This window comes from Massilia glaciei (genome assembly GCF_003011895.2).
Lineage (GTDB): Bacteria > Pseudomonadota > Gammaproteobacteria > Burkholderiales > Burkholderiaceae_D > Telluria_A > Telluria_A glaciei.
In genome coordinates, this window is the sequence record NZ_PXWF02000245.1 from 1 (window position 1) to 19951 (window position 19951).

General features: G+C 64.7%; 15 protein-coding genes and 1 pseudogene. 13 read left to right on the forward strand and 3 right to left on the reverse strand.

Going from position 1 to position 19951, the window contains the following annotated elements:
- The first annotated feature begins 152 nt into the window (after nt 1-152).
- Nucleotides 153-1607, forward strand: coding sequence for an aspartate aminotransferase family protein (locus tag C7C56_RS16205; RefSeq protein WP_106758497.1), 1455 nt, complete (start codon nt 153-155; stop codon nt 1605-1607).
- A gap of 60 nt (nt 1608-1667) precedes the next feature.
- Here the strand turns inward: C7C56_RS16205 and C7C56_RS16210 are convergent, their stop codons facing one another.
- Entirely contained in the window at nt 1668-1874 is a 207-nt protein-coding gene (locus C7C56_RS16210) for a hypothetical protein (RefSeq protein ID WP_106758414.1), read from the reverse strand.
- Between the two features lie 215 nt (nt 1875-2089).
- On the opposite strand from C7C56_RS16210, the gene C7C56_RS16215 reads away from it, so the two are divergent.
- From C7C56_RS16215 to C7C56_RS16225, 3 genes are read left to right on the forward strand one after another with little or no spacing between them, the layout of a single operon-like run.
- Complete coding sequence (locus tag C7C56_RS16215) at nt 2090-3238, forward strand: ABC transporter ATP-binding protein (protein WP_106758415.1); 1149 nt, start codon at nt 2090-2092, stop codon at nt 3236-3238.
- 5 nt (nt 3239-3243) lie between these two features.
- A complete protein-coding gene (locus tag C7C56_RS16220; RefSeq protein ID WP_106758416.1) occupies nt 3244-4170 on the forward strand; it encodes an ABC transporter permease in 927 nt (308 codons plus the stop codon).
- Nucleotides 4167-5018 (forward strand): ABC transporter permease, encoded by an 852-nt coding sequence (locus C7C56_RS16225; protein WP_106758417.1) that lies wholly within the window; start codon nt 4167-4169, stop codon nt 5016-5018. Before C7C56_RS16220 ends, C7C56_RS16225 begins: the two co-directional genes overlap by 4 nt.
- Nucleotides 5019-5102: 84 nt before the next feature.
- On the opposite strand, the gene C7C56_RS16230 is transcribed toward C7C56_RS16225, so the two are convergent.
- Entirely contained in the window at nt 5103-6857 is a 1755-nt protein-coding gene (locus C7C56_RS16230; RefSeq protein ID WP_106758418.1) for a peptide MFS transporter, read from the reverse strand.
- 291 nt (nt 6858-7148) lie between these two features.
- Between C7C56_RS16230 and C7C56_RS16235 the strand changes: the two genes are divergently transcribed.
- The 3 genes and pseudogenes from C7C56_RS16235 (at nt 7149) to C7C56_RS16245 (ending at nt 11601) form a co-directional block, all read left to right on the forward strand.
- Complete coding sequence (locus C7C56_RS16235) at nt 7149-8636, forward strand: aldehyde dehydrogenase (protein ID WP_106758498.1); 1488 nt, start codon at nt 7149-7151, stop codon at nt 8634-8636.
- 250 nt (nt 8637-8886) lie between these two features.
- Nucleotides 8887-10222 (forward strand): annotated as a pseudogene (locus C7C56_RS16240) (glutamine synthetase family protein).
- Between the two features lie 137 nt (nt 10223-10359).
- A complete protein-coding gene (locus C7C56_RS16245) occupies nt 10360-11601 on the forward strand; it encodes a hypothetical protein (protein ID WP_106758419.1) in 1242 nt (413 codons plus the stop codon).
- 90 nt (nt 11602-11691) lie between these two features.
- Here the strand turns inward: C7C56_RS16245 and thpR are convergent, their stop codons facing one another.
- Complete coding sequence (gene thpR, locus C7C56_RS16250; RefSeq protein WP_229458817.1) at nt 11692-12270, reverse strand: RNA 2',3'-cyclic phosphodiesterase; 579 nt, start codon at nt 12268-12270, stop codon at nt 11692-11694.
- A gap of 58 nt (nt 12271-12328) precedes the next feature.
- On the opposite strand from thpR, the gene C7C56_RS16255 reads away from it, so the two are divergent.
- From C7C56_RS16255 to C7C56_RS16280, 6 genes are all read left to right on the forward strand, one after another.
- Nucleotides 12329-13147, forward strand: a complete 819-nt coding sequence (locus C7C56_RS16255; protein WP_106758421.1) for an endonuclease/exonuclease/phosphatase family protein — start codon at nt 12329-12331, stop codon at nt 13145-13147.
- A gap of 29 nt (nt 13148-13176) precedes the next feature.
- The gene (gene clsB, locus C7C56_RS16260) at nt 13177-14337 is read left to right on the forward strand and encodes a cardiolipin synthase ClsB (protein ID WP_106758422.1); all 1161 of its coding nucleotides are present in this window, start codon (nt 13177-13179) and stop codon (nt 14335-14337) included.
- 24 nt (nt 14338-14361) lie between these two features.
- On the forward strand, nt 14362-14736 hold the full coding sequence (locus C7C56_RS16265) for an RNA-binding S4 domain-containing protein (protein WP_106758423.1): 375 nt from the start codon (nt 14362-14364) through the stop codon (nt 14734-14736).
- Between the two features lie 218 nt (nt 14737-14954).
- On the forward strand, nt 14955-15566 hold the full coding sequence (locus tag C7C56_RS16270; RefSeq protein ID WP_106758424.1) for a TetR/AcrR family transcriptional regulator: 612 nt from the start codon (nt 14955-14957) through the stop codon (nt 15564-15566).
- A 73-nt stretch (nt 15567-15639) separates the two neighbouring features.
- Nucleotides 15640-17430 carry an acyl-CoA dehydrogenase C-terminal domain-containing protein gene (locus C7C56_RS16275; RefSeq protein ID WP_106758425.1) on the forward strand — a complete coding sequence of 597 codons (1791 nt, stop codon included), beginning with the start codon at nt 15640-15642 and terminating at the stop codon, nt 17428-17430.
- 84 nt (nt 17431-17514) lie between these two features.
- Nucleotides 17515-19914, forward strand: coding sequence for a 3-hydroxyacyl-CoA dehydrogenase/enoyl-CoA hydratase family protein (locus C7C56_RS16280; protein WP_106758426.1), 2400 nt, complete (start codon nt 17515-17517; stop codon nt 19912-19914).
- Nucleotides 19915-19951: the final 37 nt, after the last annotated feature.

Below are 19951 nucleotides of genomic sequence, written 5' to 3' on the forward strand. Positions count from 1 at the left end.
CATCAGCCCGTGGGAGCGCGAGCACCTGCTGCTGCACGTGTAACTGCAGCACAAATAACTGCTGCACTTAACTGCCGCGTGTATGACGGCAGCGAAGATACTGCGGCACCCACGACCGCGGCACGGATAACACTTAAGATTGGAATATGAACATGGCAGCAAATCGACTGGCGCCCAGCGCCGCCTTGGTCGCGTCGGTATCGCAGGGCGCGCAGCAGCAGGAGTTGTACGACACGCGCGCTTTGCAAAAGCTCGACTCGGCCCACTACATGCATCCGTTCACCGACCACCAGGAGCTGGCCGCCAAGGGCGCGCGCGTGATGGTGCGCGGCGAGGGCATCTACCTGTGGGACTCGGAGGGCAAGAAGATCCTCGACGGGATGTCGGGCCTGTGGTGCGTCAACGTCGGTTACGGGCGCACCAGCATCTCCGAGGCGGTCTACCGCCAGATGGAGACGCTGCCGTTCTATAACAGCTTCTTCAACACCACCAACGTGCCGGCGGTGCGCCTGGCCGCGCTGCTGGTCGAACTCTCGCCGCCGCAGTTCAACCACGTGTTCTTCACCGGTTCGGGCTCCGAGGGCAACGACACAAACCTGCGCATGGTGCGCCGCTACTGGGAGCTGATGGGCTGCCCCGAGCGCCAGACCATCATCAGCCGGCACAACGCCTACCACGGCAGCACGGTGGCCGGCTCCTCGCTCGGCGGCATGGGCGGCATGCACGCGCAGGGCGGCCTGCCGGTGCCGGGCATCGTCCACATCGGCCAGCCGAACTACGTGGAGGCCGGCCGCGGCATGACCGAGGACCAATTCGGGCTCGCCGCGGCGGGCTGGCTCGAGGCCAAGATCCTCGAGCTCGGCGCCGACAAGGTGGCCGCCTTCATCGGCGAGCCGGTGCAGGGCGCGGGCGGGGTCATCATCCCCCCGGCCACGTACTGGCCCGAGATCCAGCGCATCTGCGACCAGTACGGCGTGCTCCTGATCGCCGACGAGGTCATTTGCGGCTTCGGCCGCCTGGGCGCCTGGTTTGGCTCGGAGCTGATGGGGATCCGCCCCGACCTGATCACCTTCGCCAAGGGCGTCACGTCCGGTTACGTTCCGCTCGGCGGCGTGCTGGTGGGCGACCGCGTGGCCGATGTGCTCATCGAGAAGGGCGGCGACTTCAACCACGGCTTCACCTACTCGGGCCACCCGGTGGCCTGCGCCGCCGCGCTCGAGAACATCCGCATCCTGCTCGATGAGCGGCTGGTAGAGCAGGTCGCGCAGAGCACCGGGCCGTACCTCAAGGAGCGCTTCGCCAGCCTGGCCGACCATCCGCTGGTCGGTTACGCCGACAGCTGCGGCTTTGTCGCGGGCCTGAACCTGGTGCGCAAAAAAGGCGCGGTGGTGCACGACTGCGAGGCGTTCAAGCCGGAACAGGGCGTGGGCATGATCTGCCGCGGCTACATGTTCGGCAACGGCATGATCATGCGCGCCGTGGGCGACCGCATGATCATCGCGCCGCCGCTGGTCATGACCAAGGCGCAGATCGATGAAATGATCGGCAAGATCCGGTTTTGCCTCGACGCCACGCTGGCCGACCTGCAGGCGCGCGGCTGGATGTAGGCGATTGGGCCGGCTCGGGCCGGCTCGTCGCAACCCTGGCACGTTGCCGCATGGTTGGGCTTAACCGGTCTGTTTGCCGAGACGATACCGGCTGCCGAGACGATACCGGCTTGTGCAGTACCCGGCGATACCTACCAAAACCAGGAGCAGCGGCAGCGCGCCCGGCTCGCCCTCTACGATGATCATGTACGTCATCAGCAGCAGTCCGACCACCAGGACGCCGAGCGATATGCGAACCTGTGCCTTGATTCTTTTAATGCTTGCCATGTAAGTTTCCCCAGCTTTGATATGGAACCCTATCTTGCGCCGGCACGATGAAGACGGCATGAAGCGAACGTGAAGCGGATGTGAAGCGGATCGCGGCTCGATGCCGGCAATTGGGCCGGGCCAGGCCGATTAATACAGGGGGTTGGCGTTGTTTTGGTGCCAGAAGGCCGCTAGTCCGATAAAATTGCGGTTTTGCCCATTCTTTCATCACCAATATGACGATTGCACAAGCGCCAGCGGCGGCGCCCGGGGCCGGCCAGCCCTTTCTCCTGATCCGCAACCTGGTCAAGGATTTCGACGGCGTGCGCGCGGTCGACGACATCTCGGTCACGATCGCCAAGGGCGAGATCTTCGCCCTGCTGGGCAGCTCGGGCTGCGGCAAATCGACGCTGCTGCGCATGCTGGCCGGCTTCGAGACGCCCACTTCGGGCACGATCTCGCTGGCCGGGCAGGACATGGTCGCGGTGCCGCCCTACCTGCGGCCGATCAACATGATGTTCCAATCCTACGCGCTGTTCCCGCACCTGTCGGTGTGGGACAACGTCGCCTTCGGGCTGCGCCGCGACGGCCTGCCCAAGGCCGAGGTGGCCGAACGGGTCGAGCAGATGCTGGCGCTGGTCCAGCTGGGCGCCTTCGGCAAACGCAAGCCGCACCAGCTCTCTGGCGGGCAGCAGCAGCGCGTGGCGCTCGCGCGCAGCCTGGCCAAACGTCCGCAGCTGCTGCTGCTCGACGAGCCGCTCGGCGCGCTCGACAAAAAACTGCGCGAGCAGACCCAGATGGAGCTGACCAACATCATCGAACAAGTCGGCGTGACCTGCGTGATGGTCACCCACGACCAGGACGAGGCGATGAGCATGGCCACCCGCATCGCCGTCATGAGCGAGGGCCGCATCCTGCAGGTGGGCGCGCCCGGCGAGATCTACGAGACCCCGAACTGCCGTTTCGTCGCCGACTTCATCGGCAGCGTCAATATGTTCGAGGGCCGCGTGCTCGAGGACGCGCCCGACCACGCGGTCGTGCGGGGCGCGGACTGCAGCCACTACGTCAGCCGCGGCATCGGCGCCGCCGGCGAGACGCAGGTCGGGGTCGCGGTGCGGCCCGAGAAAATCGGCCTGCAACTGCACGCGCCGACCCTCGAACAGCGCGCATCAAAGGCCGAACATGGCCACAATTGCGCGCAGGGCGTGATCACCTCGATCGCCTATTTCGGCAACGAGACGCGCTACCACGTGCGCCTCGACAGCGGCATGGACCTGCGCGTGGCGCGCACCAACGCCGCGCGCCACGAAGATACCCGCCTGGTGCGCGAGCAGCGCGTGTGGGCCTGGTGGGACGGCAGCGACATCGTCGTGCTGACCGCGTGAGCGCCATGGACAAGCAGCCCCGCACCCTCGGCGACCGGTTCGCCCCGCGCTGGCTGACCGGGCGCCGCCTGGTCATCGGCGTGCCCTTCGTCTGGCTGGCCTTCGCGTTCCTGGTGCCGTTCCTGATCGTGCTGCGCATCAGCGTGGTCGAGAACGACCCCGCCAACCCGTTCGGCACGCTGTTCACGATCTCCGACGGCGCCGTCCAGCTGCACGCCAGGTTCTCGAACTACCTGTTCCTGGTGCAGGACGACCTGTACCTCATCACCTATCTGAGTTCGCTCAAGTTCGCCGCCATCACGACCGCGCTGTGCCTGTTCATCGGCTATCCGTTCGCCTATTTCATGGCGCGCGCCGAGCCGGCGCGGCGCCCGATGCTGCTGATGATGGTGATGCTGCCGTTCTGGACCTCGTTCCTGCTGCGCATCTACGCCTGGAAGGGCATCTTGGCCAACCACGGCATCATCAACAACACCTTGATCTCGCTCGGTGTGATCAACGAGCCGCTGCAGATGATGAACACCCAGTTCTCGCTGGTGCTCGGCATGGTCTACGCCTACCTGCCGTTCATGATTTTGCCGCTGTACGCCAACCTCGTGAAGATGGACGTGCGCTTCCTCGAGGCCGCCGCCGACCTGGGCGCGACGCCATGGCAGGCGTTCTGGCGGATCACCGTGCCGCTGTCGGTCTCGGGCATCATCGCCGGCTCGATGCTGGTGTTTATCCCGTCGGTCGGCGAGTACGTGATCCCGGAGCTGCTGGGCAGCCCCGACACGCTCATGATCGGCAAGGTCCTGTGGGACGAATACTTCACCAATTCGGACTGGCCGATGGCGTCGGCCGTGACGGTGGTGGTGATCCTGCTGATCCTGGTGCCGATGACGATATTTAACAAGTACCGGGCCGAGCAGCAAGAAGGGGGGCGCGCATGAGCGGCGGAAAATTCAGCAAGTCCAAGGGCCGCTGGTTCGGCCGCGGCTGGCTCTCGCTCGGCTACCTGTTCCTGTACCTGCCGATCATCGTGCTGGTGGTGTTTTCGTTCAACAGCTCGCGCCAGGACACGGTCTGGACCGGCTTCTCGACCCAATGGTACGGCGCCCTGCTCGAGGACCGCGAGATCATCGAGGGCTTCGGCCTGTCGCTCAAGATCGCGATGCTGACCGCGTTCTCGTCGGTCATCCTCGGCACCTTCGCCGCGTTCGCGCTCAACCGCTACCGGCGCTTTCCGGGCCGGGTGCTGTTCTCGGGGATGGTCAGCGCGCCGCTGGTGATGCCCGAGGTGATCATCGGCCTGTCGCTGCTGCTGATGCTGGTGTCGGTGCAGAAGATGTTCGGCTTCCCCGAGCGCGGCCTGCTGACGATCTGGATCGGCCACACGCTGCTGGGCATGGCCTACGCGGCCGTGGTGGTGCAGTCGCGCCTGCAGGAGATGAGCCGCTCGCTCGACGAGGCCGCGATGGACCTGGGCTGCCGGCCGCACCAGGTGTTCTTTCTGGTGACGCTGCCGAACATCACGCAGGCGCTGGCCTCGGCCTGGCTGCTCACGTTCACGCTCTCGCTCGACGACGTGGTGCTGTCGGCGTTTTTGAGCGGACCGGGCTCGTCGACCATGCCGATCGTGATCTTCTCGCGCGCGCGGCTGGGGCTCGACCCGCGCGTCAATGTGGTGGCGACGCTGACGATTCTGGCGGTGTCCATTTTTGTGATCGCGACGACCCTGATGATGGCGCGCAATGAACGCCTGCGGCGCAGGCAGAACGCGGCCGCCGCCAAGGGGTAGCCAGGCACTGAACAAAAAAAGGGGACGCCGCGGCGTCCCTTTTTTTTACCTCTTGCGCAAGCTAATTTACGCTAATTTACGCCGCTACTTCACCCCGTGCATGCCGCGCTTGATCAGCGGCGAGGCCACCATCGCGAGCGCCGCGAAGCCCAGGCCGATCCACATCATCATCCAGAACAGGTGCTCGTACTTGGCCGCCGCCGCGGTCCATTCAACGCTGTTTCTGGCCAACTCGCCGCCATCGGCGATCTCGATCGCGGCGACTTTTCCGAACAGGGCCGCGAGCGTTTCCGAGAACGCGGTCGCGAGGAACCAGGTGCCCATCATCAGTCCGGCCACGCGCGGCACCGACAATTGGGTCACCGCCGACAGGCCGACCGGCGACAGGCACATTTCGCCCAGTTCGAGAATGAAGTAGCCCATCACGAGGTACCAGACGCTGGCCTCGACGCCGGAGATGCCCGCCTGCTGCGCGGCCAGCGCCAGCGGGATGAAGCTCAGTCCCGCGAACATCAAGCCGAGCGCGCTCTTGACCGGCTTGGACGGATTCATATTGCGCTTGCCGAGCCAGCCCCACAGGCCGGTGAAGATCGGCGCGAGCAGGACCAGGAACATCGCGCCAAGGTAGGTCAGCGAGCCGGCGGTCTGCGGCAGCACGAGCGAGTCGCGCACCAGGAACACGAGCATCAGGGCGAACGCGCCGCCGAACAGCCACTTGGGCGCGCTCGAGGCCGGGTAGCGGTCCGACAGCGACGACGCCACCACGAACGACAGCGGCGCGAGCAGCAGCGAGATGATCGACCAAGGCAGGGGCGGCACCGCGCTCTGTATCACCAGCGAGGGGACGATGTCTTTGGTGAGCAGGCGGTCGGTGAACGCGACCCAGCTGCCGTAGGTTTGCTCGTAGAGCGTGAAGAACACGAGGCACATGGCGATCAGGATCATCAGTGAGATCATCTGGTGGCGCTGCACCTGGGTGCACTGCTTCAGGATGAACCACATGAACCAGACCAGCACGCCGACCATGACGAGGATCATCAGTCCGAACGCGAGCGAAATATCGCCCGGCAGCTTGAAGGCGCCGTTGGCGACCGCCCACATCAGCGCCGCCAGCGGCAGCAGGCCGAGCACGGCGCCGCCATAGATCTTCCATTCCGTCGAGCGGGCCAGCGGCCGGTCCGGTTCGGCCAGCCCGTGCAGGTATTTCTGGCCCCACAGGAACTGGATCAGGCCCAGCACCATGCCGATGCCGGCGGCGCCGAAGCCCCACGCCCATCCGCGCGTCAGCCCGAGGTAGCCGCAGACGATGGAGGCGAACAGCGCGCCCATGTTGATGCCGGCGTAAAACAGCGAAAAACCGGAGTCGCGGCGCGGGTCGTCCGGCGCATAGAGCTTGCCGACGATGATGGAGATGTTCGGCTTGAGGAAGCCGACCCCCATGATGATCAGCGAGAGCGACAGATAGAAGATGTTCAGCGAGCCTTCGTCGCGCACCATGACGCCATTGACCATCTGCGCGGCCTCGCCCTCGAACGCCATGCCGACGTGGCCGGCCACGAGCAGCAGGCCGCCGAAGATGACGGCCTTGCGCATGCCGAGGTAGCGGTCGGCGAGCATGCCACCGAACACGGGGATGCAGTAGACCAGGCCGCCGTAGGCGCCGAGCAGGTCGTAGCCGAGGGCATCGCCGAACTTGTGATGCTTGATCAGATACAGCAGCAGCAGGGCCTTCATGCCGTAGAAGGAGAACCTTTCCCACATTTCTGTGAAAAAGCAGACATAGACGCCTTTGGGATGACCCAGGAAATCGTTGTTAATGGAAACGGCGGCTGTACTCACGAGCTTGCTCCGATCGGGGGAAAGCGCGAGTTTAACCCTACTCCAAGCCGTTTGGCCACCAATGTGTGCGTGCAAACAACTATTGTGATCGCGTTAAGGTATTTGCCCGGCCCGGATACGCTGGAGTATCATCCTTTGATGTTCCGTGGCTGAAACATTGCACCGGATTATGTATGGAAAAGGTGTGCCCGGCATGCCGCGCCGCGGCGCGCGCCGAGTGTGAGCCTCTGATGCGAATACCGCTATCATCGCCACACAGCGTTTCCAATCAAGACAGTACAGGAGCAAATGATGGCAGCAATAAATTGGCATGAATGGGCGGGCGCCCTGAGCATCGACGGCCGCGCCTTCATCGGCGGCGAGCGGGTGTGGGCCCGCTCGGAAAATCAATTCGACAGCGATTCGCCGATCGACGGGCGGCACCTGGCCAAGGTGGCGCGCTGCGACGGCGCCGACGTCGATGCCGCCGTCGCCAGCGCGCGCGCCGCGTTCGACGAGCGGCGCTGGGCCGGCATGGCGCCGGCCGCGCGCAAGCGCGTGCTGATCAAATTCGCCGACCTCGTCTTGCAGTACAAGGACGAGCTGGCGCTGCTCGAGACGCTCGACATGGGCAAGCCGATCCAGTACAGCCGCAGCGTCGACGTGTCGTCCGCCGCCAACTGCATCCGCTGGTATGGCGAGGCGGTCGACAAAGTCTACGACGAGATCGCGCCGACGGCCGACAACAGCCTGGCCCTGATCACGCGCGAACCGGTCGGCGTGGTCGCCGCCATCGTGCCGTGGAACTATCCCTTGATCATGGCCGCGTGGAAGATCGCGCCGGCGCTCGCGGCCGGCAACAGCGTGGTGCTCAAGCCGTCCGAAAAATCGCCCCTGAGCGCCTTGCGGCTGGCCGAGATCGGGCTCGAGGCGGGCCTGCCGCCGGGCGTGTTCAACGTGGTGCCCGGATATGGGCACGAGGCGGGCGCGGCGTTGGCCTTGCACATGGATGTCGACTGCATCGGCTTCACCGGCTCGACCCGGGTCGGCATGCAGATCATGCAAATGGCCGGGCAATCGAACCTCAAGCGCGCCTGGACCGAGCTCGGCGGTAAGTCGGCCAACATCGTCTGCGCCGACTGCCCCGACCTCGACGCCGCCGTCGGCGCCGCGATCGGCTCGATCTATTTCAACCAGGGCGAGAGCTGCAACGCGCCGTCGCGCCTGTTCGTGGAGGCGTCGATCAAGGACGCCTTCCTCGAAAAGGCGCTCGCGCTGATGCCGTGCTACCAGCCTGGCGATCCGCTCGACGAGGCCACGGTGATGGGCGCGATCGTCGACGCGACGCAGATGAAAAGCGTGATGGCTTACATCGACGCGGGCAAGCAGGATGGCGCGCGGCTGCTGTCGGGCGGGACCGCCGTGCGCGAGGACACGGGCGGCTTCTATGTGACGCCGACCCTGTTCGACCAGGTCGACGGCGGCATGCGCATCGCGCGCGAGGAGATTTTTGGGCCGGTTCTGTCGGTGCTGAGCTTTACCGAGATCGGCGACGCGGTGCGGCAGGCCAATTCGACCGCCTACGGACTGCAGGCGGCGGTGTGGACGGCCGATTTGTCGAAGGCGATCCAGACCGCGCGGGCGCTGCGCGCGGGCACCGTGCATGTGAACCAGTATGACGGCGACGACATCACGGTGCCGTTCGGCGGGTATAAGCAGTCGGGCAACGGGCGCGACAAGTCGCTGCATGCGCTCGATAAATACACCGAGCTGAAGACGACTTGGATTCGGATCGGTTAGCCACATAAATTGTTTGTGGATGATTTTGGCAGCATCAACCCACGTCGTCCTTGCGGGCATACAACAGTTGCTCGGAGCTGCCGTTCGATGGGTCCCCGCATCCGCGAGGACGATGTGGATTTTTTAAGTATGGTATTCATCGATACGATTCCTGATGCGCTTGCGGCGACCCGCGCACGTTTGATCCGCTGCGCTTGAACCGCCGCTCCCGGTGCTATATTTTCCGCTTCAGCGGCAAGCGGGGAAGTCGATGGACGAGCCCATGCGCGAATTTTTGCGCGAACATAACATCCACGAAGTCGAATGCGTGATCGCCGACATGACCGGCATCGCGCGCGGGAAGATCCTCCCGAAAGACCTGTTTCTGGGCGCCTACCACATGCGCCTGCCAAAGAGCGTCCTGCTCAACACCGTCAACGGCGAGCAACCCAACAACACCCCCTACGTCGGCTCGACCGACCCCGACATGGTCTGCGTGCCCGACCCCGCCACCATCCGCGTGGTGCCTTGGGCGGCCGAGCCGGTCGCGCTGGTGATCCACGACTGCGAGAATTTCGACGGCACCCCGGTCGGCCTGTCGCCGCGCGCCGTGCTGCGCCATGTGCTCGCCCTGTACGCCGGACGCGGCTGGCGCCCCGTCGTGGCGCCCGAAATGGAATTCTATCTGGTCGCGCGCACCACCAATCCGCGAGCCGATGATCCCGCCCATGGGCCGCAGCGGCATCGCCGAACTCGGCCGGCAGTCGTACTCGATCGACGCCGTCAACGACTTCGATCCGTTCTTCCTCGAGCTGACGGCGTTTTGCAAAGCTCACGAGCTGGGCGTCGAAACCCTGATCCACGAAGCCGGCGCCGGCCAGATGGAAATCAACTTCGCGCATGGCGACGCGCTCGAGCTGGCCGACCGCGTGTTCCTGTTCAAGCGCGCCGTGCGCGAGACGGCGCTGCGGCACGGCATCTTCGCGACCTTCATGGCCAAGCCGATGGAGCGCGAGCCGGGCAGCGCGATGCACATCCACCAAAGCATCCTCGACGCGGCCAGTGGGCGCAACGTGTTTTCCAAGGCCGACGGCGGCGCCAGCGACTTGTTCTTCGGCTATATTGCCGGCCTCCAGAAATACCTGCCGCCGTCGACCTTGCTGTTCGCGCCGCATGTCAACTCCTACCGCCGCCTGTCGGGCTACCAGTCGGCGCCGACCAATGTGCACTGGGGCTACGACAACCGCACCTGCGGCATCCGCATTCCCAATTCCAACGCCGCCAACCGGCGCGTCGAAAACCGCTTGCCCGGCGTCGACGTCAATCCCTACCTCGCCATGGCCGCCACCCTGACCTGCGGCTACCTCGGCATGGCCGACGCGCTGGCGCCGTCGGAACCGATGCGCGACAGCGCCGAGCACGTGCACCACGAATTGCCGCGCAACCTAGAGGACGCGATTTCGCGCCTGCGTCTGTGCGCCCCGCTCGGGCGTGTTCTCGGCGAACTATTTGTCGAGGCGTTTTGCGAAGTCAAGGAACTCGAGTTCGCAACTTACAGCCGCGTCATTAGCTCGTGGGAAAGGGAACATCTGATGCTGCTCGTGTAAGCCGCCGAACGAGCGCTCGTTTCCCTTTGTGCGCCGCCGATCCTTATGCTGCCTCAACAACAGGCAAGTGCCACACTGCGCACAATGATTGATCGAAACGGAGGGCAATCATCATGGTCTACATTTTTAGAGGGAAATTGTGCGGGAGTAAATGCGAGGAACTGGCCGAAACGCAGGCGGCCAAGGCGTTGGCGAACGCCCGCCGAAAAGGCTCGCTCGCCATCCTCGATGCCGAAAAGCTGGCCGAGAAAGAATGCGCGCTGCTGGTCGACATTCTGACCGACGACGACCGGAAATTCACGTCCTCTTTGCGCGAGCGCCATCAGAACCAGGCGCACTGGCAGCAGGTGGAGGAATTCGATATCCACCCCTTCCCGTCGGGCGCGGGGTTTTCGGCGCAGGGCTATGCGGGTGGCGCCGCCAAGTCGTATGTGTTCGGCGGCAGCGTCACGCTCAAGGGCAACTGCCCGCTGCGCAACAACCTCGAGCCGGCCAATGCGCTCGAATACCGCTTCCGGATCGGCGAATGGACCTTGCCCGACGATGCCGACGATCCGGTCGCGATGCCGACGCTGGCGCCGTCGACGATGCTCCCCGTGACCCAAATAGGCGCCACGCACGTCGGTTATGTGCAGTACACCAATGCCTACGGATTCGTCGATTCGGAGAAGGTGATCATCTGCGCGGACGACCCGCTGCCGGGCGGCTGGATCCGGCTCGACAACAAAGCGGTCAGGGTCGACATGCGCGATGGCACCAGCGCGTCCGTCAACATCAACGACGCCAACTTCCTGCACACCTTCGACCTGTTGGTGTTGAACACGCCCGCGATCGCCGGCCGGCATCAGGCCAGGCTGGCCGCGGGCCTGCCGCTGGCGCAGGCGGGGCGCCAACTGGCCGCCGCCGAGCGCGAACCGATCCGGCGCTACCGCCTCAGTTTCGACGTGCGCGACGCCGTCACGATGGCGTTCGTGGCAAGCGACACGCTCGATTCGATCGTGCTCGACAACTCGCCGGTCGTGCTCGCACTCGACCTTGAGGAGCTGGCCGCGAACGCCGGCAAACCGATGGCCGACGGCACCGTCCACGTCCTCTACACGATCAACCATCCGCACCTGCGCTTTTTCAGGCTCAGCTTCTCGCGCAACGGCGGCACCGTGCATCCGTCGCCGCCTTTGCCGGGCGCCGCCTTCCCGCCGCCGGCCGGCAACGATGGGTTCAGGGGCGGCGCGGGCGGGCCCCGTCTGCCCGACAACAACGGCGGCGTCGCGGTCGATGTGTCGGGCGATCCGTCGAGCGCCTACCGCGTGGCGGTAATCTGGCAGACGCGCCATTACAAGTCGTCGGCGCACAGCATGGAGCGTTTGTACGCAAAGTAGCGGGGTGCTGGAAGCAGAGGCGGAAGAAGGGCGTGAAGGCGGGCGTGGACAATGATTGTCCACGCAGCGCTGTTGGCTTGCTTCGATCGATCAACGCCCTAAGGGGTAGCGCTGCACCAGGCTGTAAGCGCCGCGCTCTCCCAGCGTGGACGACATCAGCGCGTAAGCGCGCACGCGCCAGTCGATGACGGGGCCCGACCCCGGCTGCGCGGCCTGCCCGGCCCGGCGCGCCAGCGTGACATGGGGGCGGAAGGGGCGCGCGTCGAGCGGCAGGCCGATCCCTCGCACGACGCCGCCGAGCGCGGCGCGCAGCTCCAGCAGGGCCGGGGGCGCCTGCGCGGGCTCGAGCACCGCGACGCCGTGCGGCCACAGCGCGGCGCGGCCGAGGCGCAGCGCGAATCCCCTCAATGGCAGGCGCAGCCGCGCCACCAGATCGGGCAGCACGGCGTCGGGGACATTTCCGAGAAAATGCAGCGTCAAATGCAGGCGTTCGGGCGCCACCGGCGCGGCCGCGCGCGGCCAATCCCAGCCGTCGCGCCAGGCCAGCAGGCCGGCGCGCACGGCCGGGCTTGGCCAGAGCGCGAGGAACAGGCGGGCGGGGTCGGGCGTGCTCATGCTGATATTTCTCCCTAGTAAAGAACCGTTCTTTTGGCGCGTCCCAGGCTGCACAATACAGTGAAATAGATTGTGCGCGAGTATCCGCACAGATACGGTTAGAATGCTTATTATGAAAATCCGTGTTGCCACCTATAACATCCATAAAGGCGTGTCGTCGATCCGCAGCACGCCGCGCGTCCTCGCCCTCAAGAAGGCGATCGGGCTGTTCGGGGCCGATGTCGTGTTCCTGCAGGAGGTCCAGGGCAAGCACGACCGCCTTTCGGCCCAGTTCGGCCTCGAGAGCCGCGGCCACAGGCATTGGCCCGAGCAGTCCCAGCACACCTATTTCGCCGGCGAGTCGCACCATTCGGCCTACGGCATGAACGCCGTCTACGACCACGGCCACCACGGCAACGCCCTGCTCAGCGCCCATCCGATCTGCACCACGCACAACCACGACGTGTCCGACCATGCCTACGAGCAGCGCGGCATCCTGCATTGCGTGCTCGAGACGCCGCACGGCCAGGTGCATTGCTATGTGGTCCACCTGGGCCTGTTCGAGTCCGGCCGCAGGCGCCAGACCGAGGCCCTGATCGAGGCGGTCAAGAAATCGGCGCCCGACGGCGAGCCGGTCATCATCGCCGGCGACTTCAACGACTGGCGCAACACGCTCGGCGACCAGCTGCGCGACGCGCTCGGCGTGGTCGAGGTGTTCGACGAGCTCAGCTCCAAATCGCGGCTGGGCGACCTGCTGCGCAGCCTGTCGCGCGGCGAGGCGAAGAAGAAAGTGGCGCCCGCACGGACTTTTCCCGCGGCGCTGCCATGGTTCCGCCTCGATCGCATTTATGTGCGCGGCTTCAAGGTCGACCTCGCCGAAGTGTTGCATGGTTCTTTGTGGGCCAAGCTGTCCGACCATGCTCCCATCGTCGCCAACCTCACGCTAAAATGAGATCCGGTCGCACCCCAAACTGAAGCAATATGCGCACAGTCAATTTTATTGCTCACAACCAAGTCACATTGCTCCAAAGCGGCACCGAATTCTTCCCCGCCCTGATCGCGGCGATCGATGCCGCGCGCTACGACATCTACTTCGAAACCTATATCTTCGCCGCCGACGACACGGGCACCGCCGTCGAGGCCGCGCTCAGGCGCGCCGCCGCGCGCGGCGTCAAGGTGCGCGTGATCGTCGACTGGTTCGGCACCGGCCACGCCCAGGCCACGCGGCTGGGCCTGTCGCTGGCCGAGGACGGGGTGCGCTACCGGGTCTTCAATTCCTGGTTCCGGCGCGGCGTCACGCGCACCCACCGCAAGATTGTGGTGGTCGACCGCGAGAGCGCCTTTGTCGGCGGCATCAACATCAACGACGACTGGCTGTGCGACTACGACCAGGCGCGCCGGCTGCCGGCCCCGCGCTGGGATTTCGCGGTCCAGTTGCGCGGCCCGCTGGTGGCCACCATCCACCACGAGGCGCAGACCCAGTGGGCGCGCGTGGGACGCATGGGCCTGCTCAAGCGCATCGGCCTGTACCGCGAGATGCGCGCCGTGCAACTCGGCATCGGCAGCAAGCCGATGCTGGCCGGCTTCGTGGTGCGCGACAACCTGCGCAACCGGCGCACGATCCAGCGCGCCTACCTGCAGGCGCTCGGCCACGCCCGGCACAGCGTGATGCTGGCCAACCCGTATTTCGCGCCGGGGCGCAAGTTCCGCGAGGCGCTGGCGTCGGCCGCCAAGCGCGGGGTCGAGGTCACGCTGCTGATCGGGGTGGGCGAATTCCGGCTGCAGGACGCGGTCGCCCATTCGTTCTATCCCAAGCTGCTCGCCGCCGGCGTGCACGTGATCGAATACCGCAAGACCCAGTTGCACGCCAAGGTCGCCGTCATCGACGACGACTGGGCCACGGTCGGGTCGAGCAACTGCGACGGCCTCTCGCTGTTCGTCAACCAGGAGGCGAACGTGGTCGTCAAGGACGCCGAGTTCGCCCAGGCCATGCGCCGGCATATACAGTTGGGCATCGCGGACGGCGTGCTGATCCGCCTGGACGATCTGCGCCAGTTCGGCTGGCTGCGCCGCAGCGGCCACGGCGCCGCCTATTTTTTCTATCGGCTGATGATGCGCATTTTCGCCATCGGCTACACCTGAGCCAACCTAAGCCACGGGACCAGCATGGACAACATCCGCATCGACAAATGGCTTTGGGCGGCGCGTTTCTTCAAGACGCGCTCGCTGGCCACCGACGCCGTCGACAACGGCCGCGTGCGCCTCGACGGCGAGCGCATCAAGCCCGCGCGCGCCGTCAAGATTGACGATAAGCTAAGCATCGACAACGGCGCCGAGACCTGGGAGGTGTTGGTTGCCGGCATCTCCGACAAGCGCGGCGCGGCGCCCGTGGCCCGCACCTTGTACCAAGAAACAGACGCCAGCATCGCCCGCCGCGAGGGCGAACTCGAGGGCAGAAAGCTCTACCGCGAGCCCGGCACGACCATCAAGGGCCGCCCCACCAAGCGCGACCGCCGCCAGCTCAGCAAGGCGAGCGAATAAGGCGCCGTTGCACGCCCGTCCCAAGCGGGCTCTGCTGCATCGCACCAATAGACACCCGCCTCTAAGTTCCCGTTTGACTTTTGGGCATTAGTGGATAATAGTACGAGCGTTCGGATTTGCTTTCGGACCGCATGCGCACCGGCTCCCTCAAGAGGGGAGTCGGGGCAATTGGACTTCAACCAAACGTGGGTAAAGCTATCAACACTTCAGTCAAATTCATGCGCAAGGGCGAACTCACACGGGCGGCAATTCTCGATGTGGCGCTCGACCTCGCCAGCCGGCAGGGCCTCGAAGGCCTGACCATCGGCTTGCTCGCGGATAAGATGAACATGAGCAAATCGGGCGTGTTCGCGCACTTCGGTTCGCGTGAAGATTTGCAGATGGAAGTGCTCAAGCTCTACCACCAGCGCTTTGAACAGGAAGTTTTTTTTCCGAGCGTACAAGAGGTGCGCGGGATCGCGCGCCTGACCTCGATGTACGCGCGCTGGATCAAGCGCGTCAGCGTCGAGATCGCCTCTGGATGCATCTATATCAGCGGCGCCGTCGAGTACGACGACCGCCCCGGTCCGATCCGCGAAGAGCTCGTTTCGATGGTCCGCGCCTGGCAGGGCGCGCTGTTGCGCTGCGTGCAGCAGGCGATCGAAGTGGGCGACCTCAAGGCCGACACCGACGCCCATCAGATGGTGTACGAAATGTACGGCCTGATTTTGGCGCTGCACCACGACGCGCGCTTTTTGCGCCGGCCGGGCAGCGTCGACCGGGCCCGCGTGGGCTTCGAGCGCCTCGTACTGCACTACCAGAATCCTTACCAAAAACCACAGCCGCAATAAGCGGCCAACAGCAAAAACTGGTGCGGGCTAGATTCCGTGGCAGCATTTAATCATTAGTCGTCAGGAGAAAATCATGGGTCAATACGTCGCGCCAATCCGGGATATGCAGTTCATTCTGCACGAGTTCCTGAATGTTTCAGAAGAGCTGAAGCAGATACCGAAGTTTGAGGACGTCGACGCCGACATCATCAACCAGGTGCTCGAAGAAGGCGCCAAGTTCACCCAGGAGGTGCTGTTCCCGCTGAACCACTCCGGCGACCGCGAAGGCTGCCATTTCGACGCCGCCAGCAACAGCGTGACCACGCCCAAGGGCTTCAAGGACGCGTACAAGAAATACGTCGACGGCGGCTGGGCCGCGCTCGCGTGCTCGACCGAATACGGCGGCCAGGGCCTGCCGATCGTGCTCAACAACTCGTTCTACGAGATGCTCAACTCGTCCAACCAAGCCTGGTCGATGTACCCGGGCCTGTCGCACGGCGCCTACGAGTGCCTGCTCGAGCACGGCACCGACGAACAAAAAACCATGTTCCTGCCCAAGCTGGTCTCGGGCGAGTGGACCGGCACCATGTGCCTGACCGAAGCCCATTGCGGCACCGACCTCGGCATGCTGCGCTCGAAGGCGCTGCCGCAGGCCGACGGCTCGTGGTCGATCACCGGCTCCAAGATCTTCATCTCGGCCGGCGAGCACGACATGGCCGAGAACATCCTGCACCTGGTGCTGGCCCGCGTGCCGGACGCGCCGGAAGGCTCGAAGGGCATCTCGCTGTTCCTGGTGCCGAAGTTCCTGCCGAACGCCGACGGCGGCGTCGGCGAGCGCAACCCGATCACCTGCGGCGCGATCGAAGAAAAAATGGGCATCCACGGCAACTCGACCTGCCAGATGAACCTCGACGGCGCCAAGGGCTGGATCATCGGCGCGCCCAACAAGGGCCTCAACGCGATGTTCGTGTTCATGAACGCGGCCCGCCTCGGCGTCGGCATGCAGTCGCTCGGCCTGACCGAAGTGGCCTACCAGAACGCGCTGATCTACGCGAAAGACCGCATCCAGATGCGCAGCCTGTCGGGCGTGAAGGCCCCGGACAAGCCGGCCGACCCGATCATCGTGCACCCGGACGTGCGCCGCATGCTGCTCACCTGCAAGGCCTACGCCGAGGGCGGCCGCGCTTTCACGTCCTACATGGCGCTGCAGATCGACCGCGAACTGAACCACCCCGACGAGACGGTGCGCAAGGAGGCGGCCGACGAGGTCGCGCTGCTGACCCCTGTCATCAAGGCTTTCATCACCGACAACGGCTGGATCGCCACGTCCGAGGCGATGCAGGTGTTCGGCGGCCACGGCTACATCGCCGAGTGGGGCATGGAGCAGTATGTGCGCGACGCCCGCATCAACCTGATCTACGAAGGCACCAACACGATCCAGTCGCTCGACCTGCTGGGCCGCAAAGTGTTGATGGACAACGGCGCCAAGCTGCGCAAGTTCGGCGAGAAGATCAAGGCGTTTGTCGAGGACAACGGCACCGACGAGGCGATGTCCGAGTTCATCACGCCGCTGGGCGATTTGGGCGACAAGGTCACCAAGCTGACCATGGAAATCGGCATGAAGGGTTTCCAGAACCCCGACGAAGTCGGCGCCGCAGCCGTGCCCTACCTGCGCGTGGTCGGCCACCTGATCTACAGCTACTTCTTCGCCCAGATGGCGAAGATCGCGCTGGCCAAGGAAGACTCGGGCGACAACTTCTACAAGGCGAAACTGGCCACGGCCCGTTTTTACTTCGCACGTCTGCAGCCTGAAACCGCGATGCTGATTCGCCAGGCGCGTTCCGGTTCGGCCAACCTGATGGCGCTCGACGCCGATTTGTTCTAAATTTTTCTGTGGGTCGGAGTTTTTTCGCGGCCCTATCGCGAAATTACTCTGACCCCAGCTGACTAGCAAACCCGAGGGAAGATTATGACCAATTTTATTGTGAAAAAAGTAGCCGTCCTCGGCGCCGGCGTGATGGGCGCGCAGATCGCCGCCCATTGCATCAACGCCAAGGTGCCGGTCGTGCTGTTCGACCTGCCCGCAAAGGATGGGCCAAAGAACGGCATCGTCCTGCGCGCCATCGAGAACCTGAAAAAGCTCAGCCCGGCGCCGCTCGGCAACAAGGATGACGCGGCCCTGATCGAAGTGGCCAACTACGACGACAACCTCGAGCTGCTGGCCGGCTGCGACCTGATCATCGAGGCGATCGCCGAGCGCATGGACTGGAAGCACGACCTGTACAAAAAGGTCGCCCCGCACATCGCGCCAAACGCGATCTTCGCCTCGAACACCTCGGGCCTGTCGATCACCAAGCTGGCCGACGGCTTCGACGACGAACTCAAGGCGCGCTTTTGCGGCGTGCACTTCTTCAACCCGCCGCGCTACATGCACCTGGTCGAGATCATCCCGACCGCGTCGACCAAGCCGGAAATCGTCGACCAGCTCGAAGGCTTTTTGACGACGACCCTGGGCAAGGGCGTCGTGCGCGCCAAGGACACCCCCAACTTCATCGCCAACCGCGTCGGCATCTTCGGCATGCTGGCGATCATCCACGAAGCCGAAAAATTCGGCCTGACCGTGGACGTGGTCGACGACCTGACCGGCGCCAAGCTTGGCCGCGCCAAGTCGGGCACCTTCCGCACCGCCGACGTGGTCGGTCTGGACACGATGGGCCATGTAATCAAAACGATGCAAGACAACCTTGCGGACGATCCCTTCTTCGCGGTCTACAAGACCCCTGAAGTGCTGGCCAAGCTGGTGGCCGCGGGCGCGCTGGGCCAAAAGGCCGGCGCGGGCTTTTATAAAAAGGTTGGCAAGGACATCCAACGCCTCGACTTCGCCTCGGGCGAATACGTCGCCGGCGGCGGCAAGGCCGCCGACATCGTGGCCCGCATCCTGAAAGAAAAGGATCCGGTCAAGAAGATGAAGGCGCTGCGCGAATCGACCAACCCGCAGGCGCAATTCTTGTGGGCGATCTTCCGCGACGCATTCCACTACATCGCCGTGCACCTCGGTTCGATCGCCGACAACGCGCGCGACATCGATTTTGCGATGCGCTGGGGCTTCGGCTGGAACGTCGGCCCGTTCGAAACATGGCAGGCTTCCGGCTGGCAGCAGATCGCCACCTGGATCAACGAGGACATCGCCGCCGGCAACGCGCTGTGCGACGCGCCGCTGCCGGCCTGGGTGCTCGAGGGCCCGGTCGCCGACAAGGGCGGCGTGCACACGCCTGAAGGTTCGTACTCCGCCGCCAGCGGCACCTTTGTGCCGCGTTCGACGCTGGCCGTGTACGACCGCCAGCCGTTCCGCGCACCGGTGCTCGGCGCCGGCGCCATCGACGGCAAGACCGCCGGCACCACCTTCTTCGAAGACGAATCGGTGCGCATCTGGCACCAGGACGACGAGGTGTTGATCATCTCGCTCAAGACCAAGATGCACGTGATCGGCGAAGGCGTGATCAACGGCCTCAAAATGGCGCAAGCCGAAGCCGAGAAGAACTTCAAGGGCCTGGTGATCTGGAACGCGGACGCGGCCGAAGGCGGCGCGTTCTCGGCCGGCGCCGACCTGCAGTCGGCCCTGCCGCTGTTCATGCAGGGCGGCGCCAAGGCGATGGAGCCGGGCATCGCGCTGCTGCAAGACACCTTCATGGCGATGAAATACTCGAGCGTTCCAGTGGTGGCCGCGGTGGCCGGACTGGCCCTCGGCGGCGGCTGCGAAATGGCGCTGCACGCGTCCAAGCGCGTCGCATCCATCGAGTCCTACATCGGCCTGGTCGAAGTGGGCGTCGGCCTCATTCCCGCCGGCGGCGGTTTGAAGGAGGCGGCCATCCGCGCCGTCAACGACGCCAAGGGCAACGACATTTTCCAGTTCCTCAAGACCTACTTCACCAACGCCGCCACGGCCAACGTGTCCAAATCGGCGCTCGAGGCGAAGGCGATGGGCTACCTAAAGGAAGACGACGTCATCGTGTTCAACCCGTACGAGCTGCTGCACGTGGCCAAGGTCGAAGCGCGCGCGATGTTCGACGCCGGCTACCGCCCGCCGCTCAAAAAACCGATCACCGTCACCGGCCGCTATGGCCTGGGCACGATCACCGCGCAACTGGTGAACATGCGCGACGGCGGCTTCATCTCCGCGCACGACTTCAAGCTCGGCCAGATGATCGCCGAGATCGTATCGGGCGGCAATGTGGACCAGGGCAGCGTGGTCAACGAGCAGTGGTTCCTCGACATGGAGCGCAAGGCTTTCCTTGAGTTGCTGAACCATCCGAAAACCCAGGAACGTATCATGGGCATGATGCAAACCGGCAAACCGGTTCGCAACTGATCGACCCATGTCGATCCTGACCCATGCAATCAAGCTG

Excerpts from the sequence above, each read along its gene's own strand:
- C7C56_RS16210 (WP_106758414.1), bottom strand. The coding sequence starts at position 1,874 with ATGGCAAGCATTAAAAGAATCAAGGCACAGGTTCGCATATCGCTCGGC.
- clsB (WP_106758422.1), top strand. The coding sequence starts at position 13,177 with ATGCGCACAGTCAATTTTATTGCTCACAACCAAGTCACATTGCTCCAA.
- C7C56_RS16235 (WP_106758498.1), top strand. The coding sequence starts at position 7,149 with ATGGCAGCAATAAATTGGCATGAATGGGCGGGCGCCCTGAGCATCGAC.
- C7C56_RS16265 (WP_106758423.1), top strand. The coding sequence starts at position 14,362 with ATGGACAACATCCGCATCGACAAATGGCTTTGGGCGGCGCGTTTCTTC.
- C7C56_RS16275 (WP_106758425.1), top strand. The coding sequence starts at position 15,640 with ATGGGTCAATACGTCGCGCCAATCCGGGATATGCAGTTCATTCTGCAC.
- C7C56_RS16270 (WP_106758424.1), top strand. The coding sequence starts at position 14,955 with ATGCGCAAGGGCGAACTCACACGGGCGGCAATTCTCGATGTGGCGCTC.
- C7C56_RS16215 (WP_106758415.1), top strand. The coding sequence starts at position 2,090 with ATGACGATTGCACAAGCGCCAGCGGCGGCGCCCGGGGCCGGCCAGCCC.
- C7C56_RS16220 (WP_106758416.1), top strand. The coding sequence starts at position 3,244 with ATGGACAAGCAGCCCCGCACCCTCGGCGACCGGTTCGCCCCGCGCTGG.
- C7C56_RS16280 (WP_106758426.1), top strand. The coding sequence starts at position 17,515 with ATGACCAATTTTATTGTGAAAAAAGTAGCCGTCCTCGGCGCCGGCGTG.
- C7C56_RS16205 (WP_106758497.1), top strand. The coding sequence starts at position 153 with ATGGCAGCAAATCGACTGGCGCCCAGCGCCGCCTTGGTCGCGTCGGTA.
- C7C56_RS16255 (WP_106758421.1), top strand. The coding sequence starts at position 12,329 with ATGAAAATCCGTGTTGCCACCTATAACATCCATAAAGGCGTGTCGTCG.
- C7C56_RS16225 (WP_106758417.1), top strand. The coding sequence starts at position 4,167 with ATGAGCGGCGGAAAATTCAGCAAGTCCAAGGGCCGCTGGTTCGGCCGC.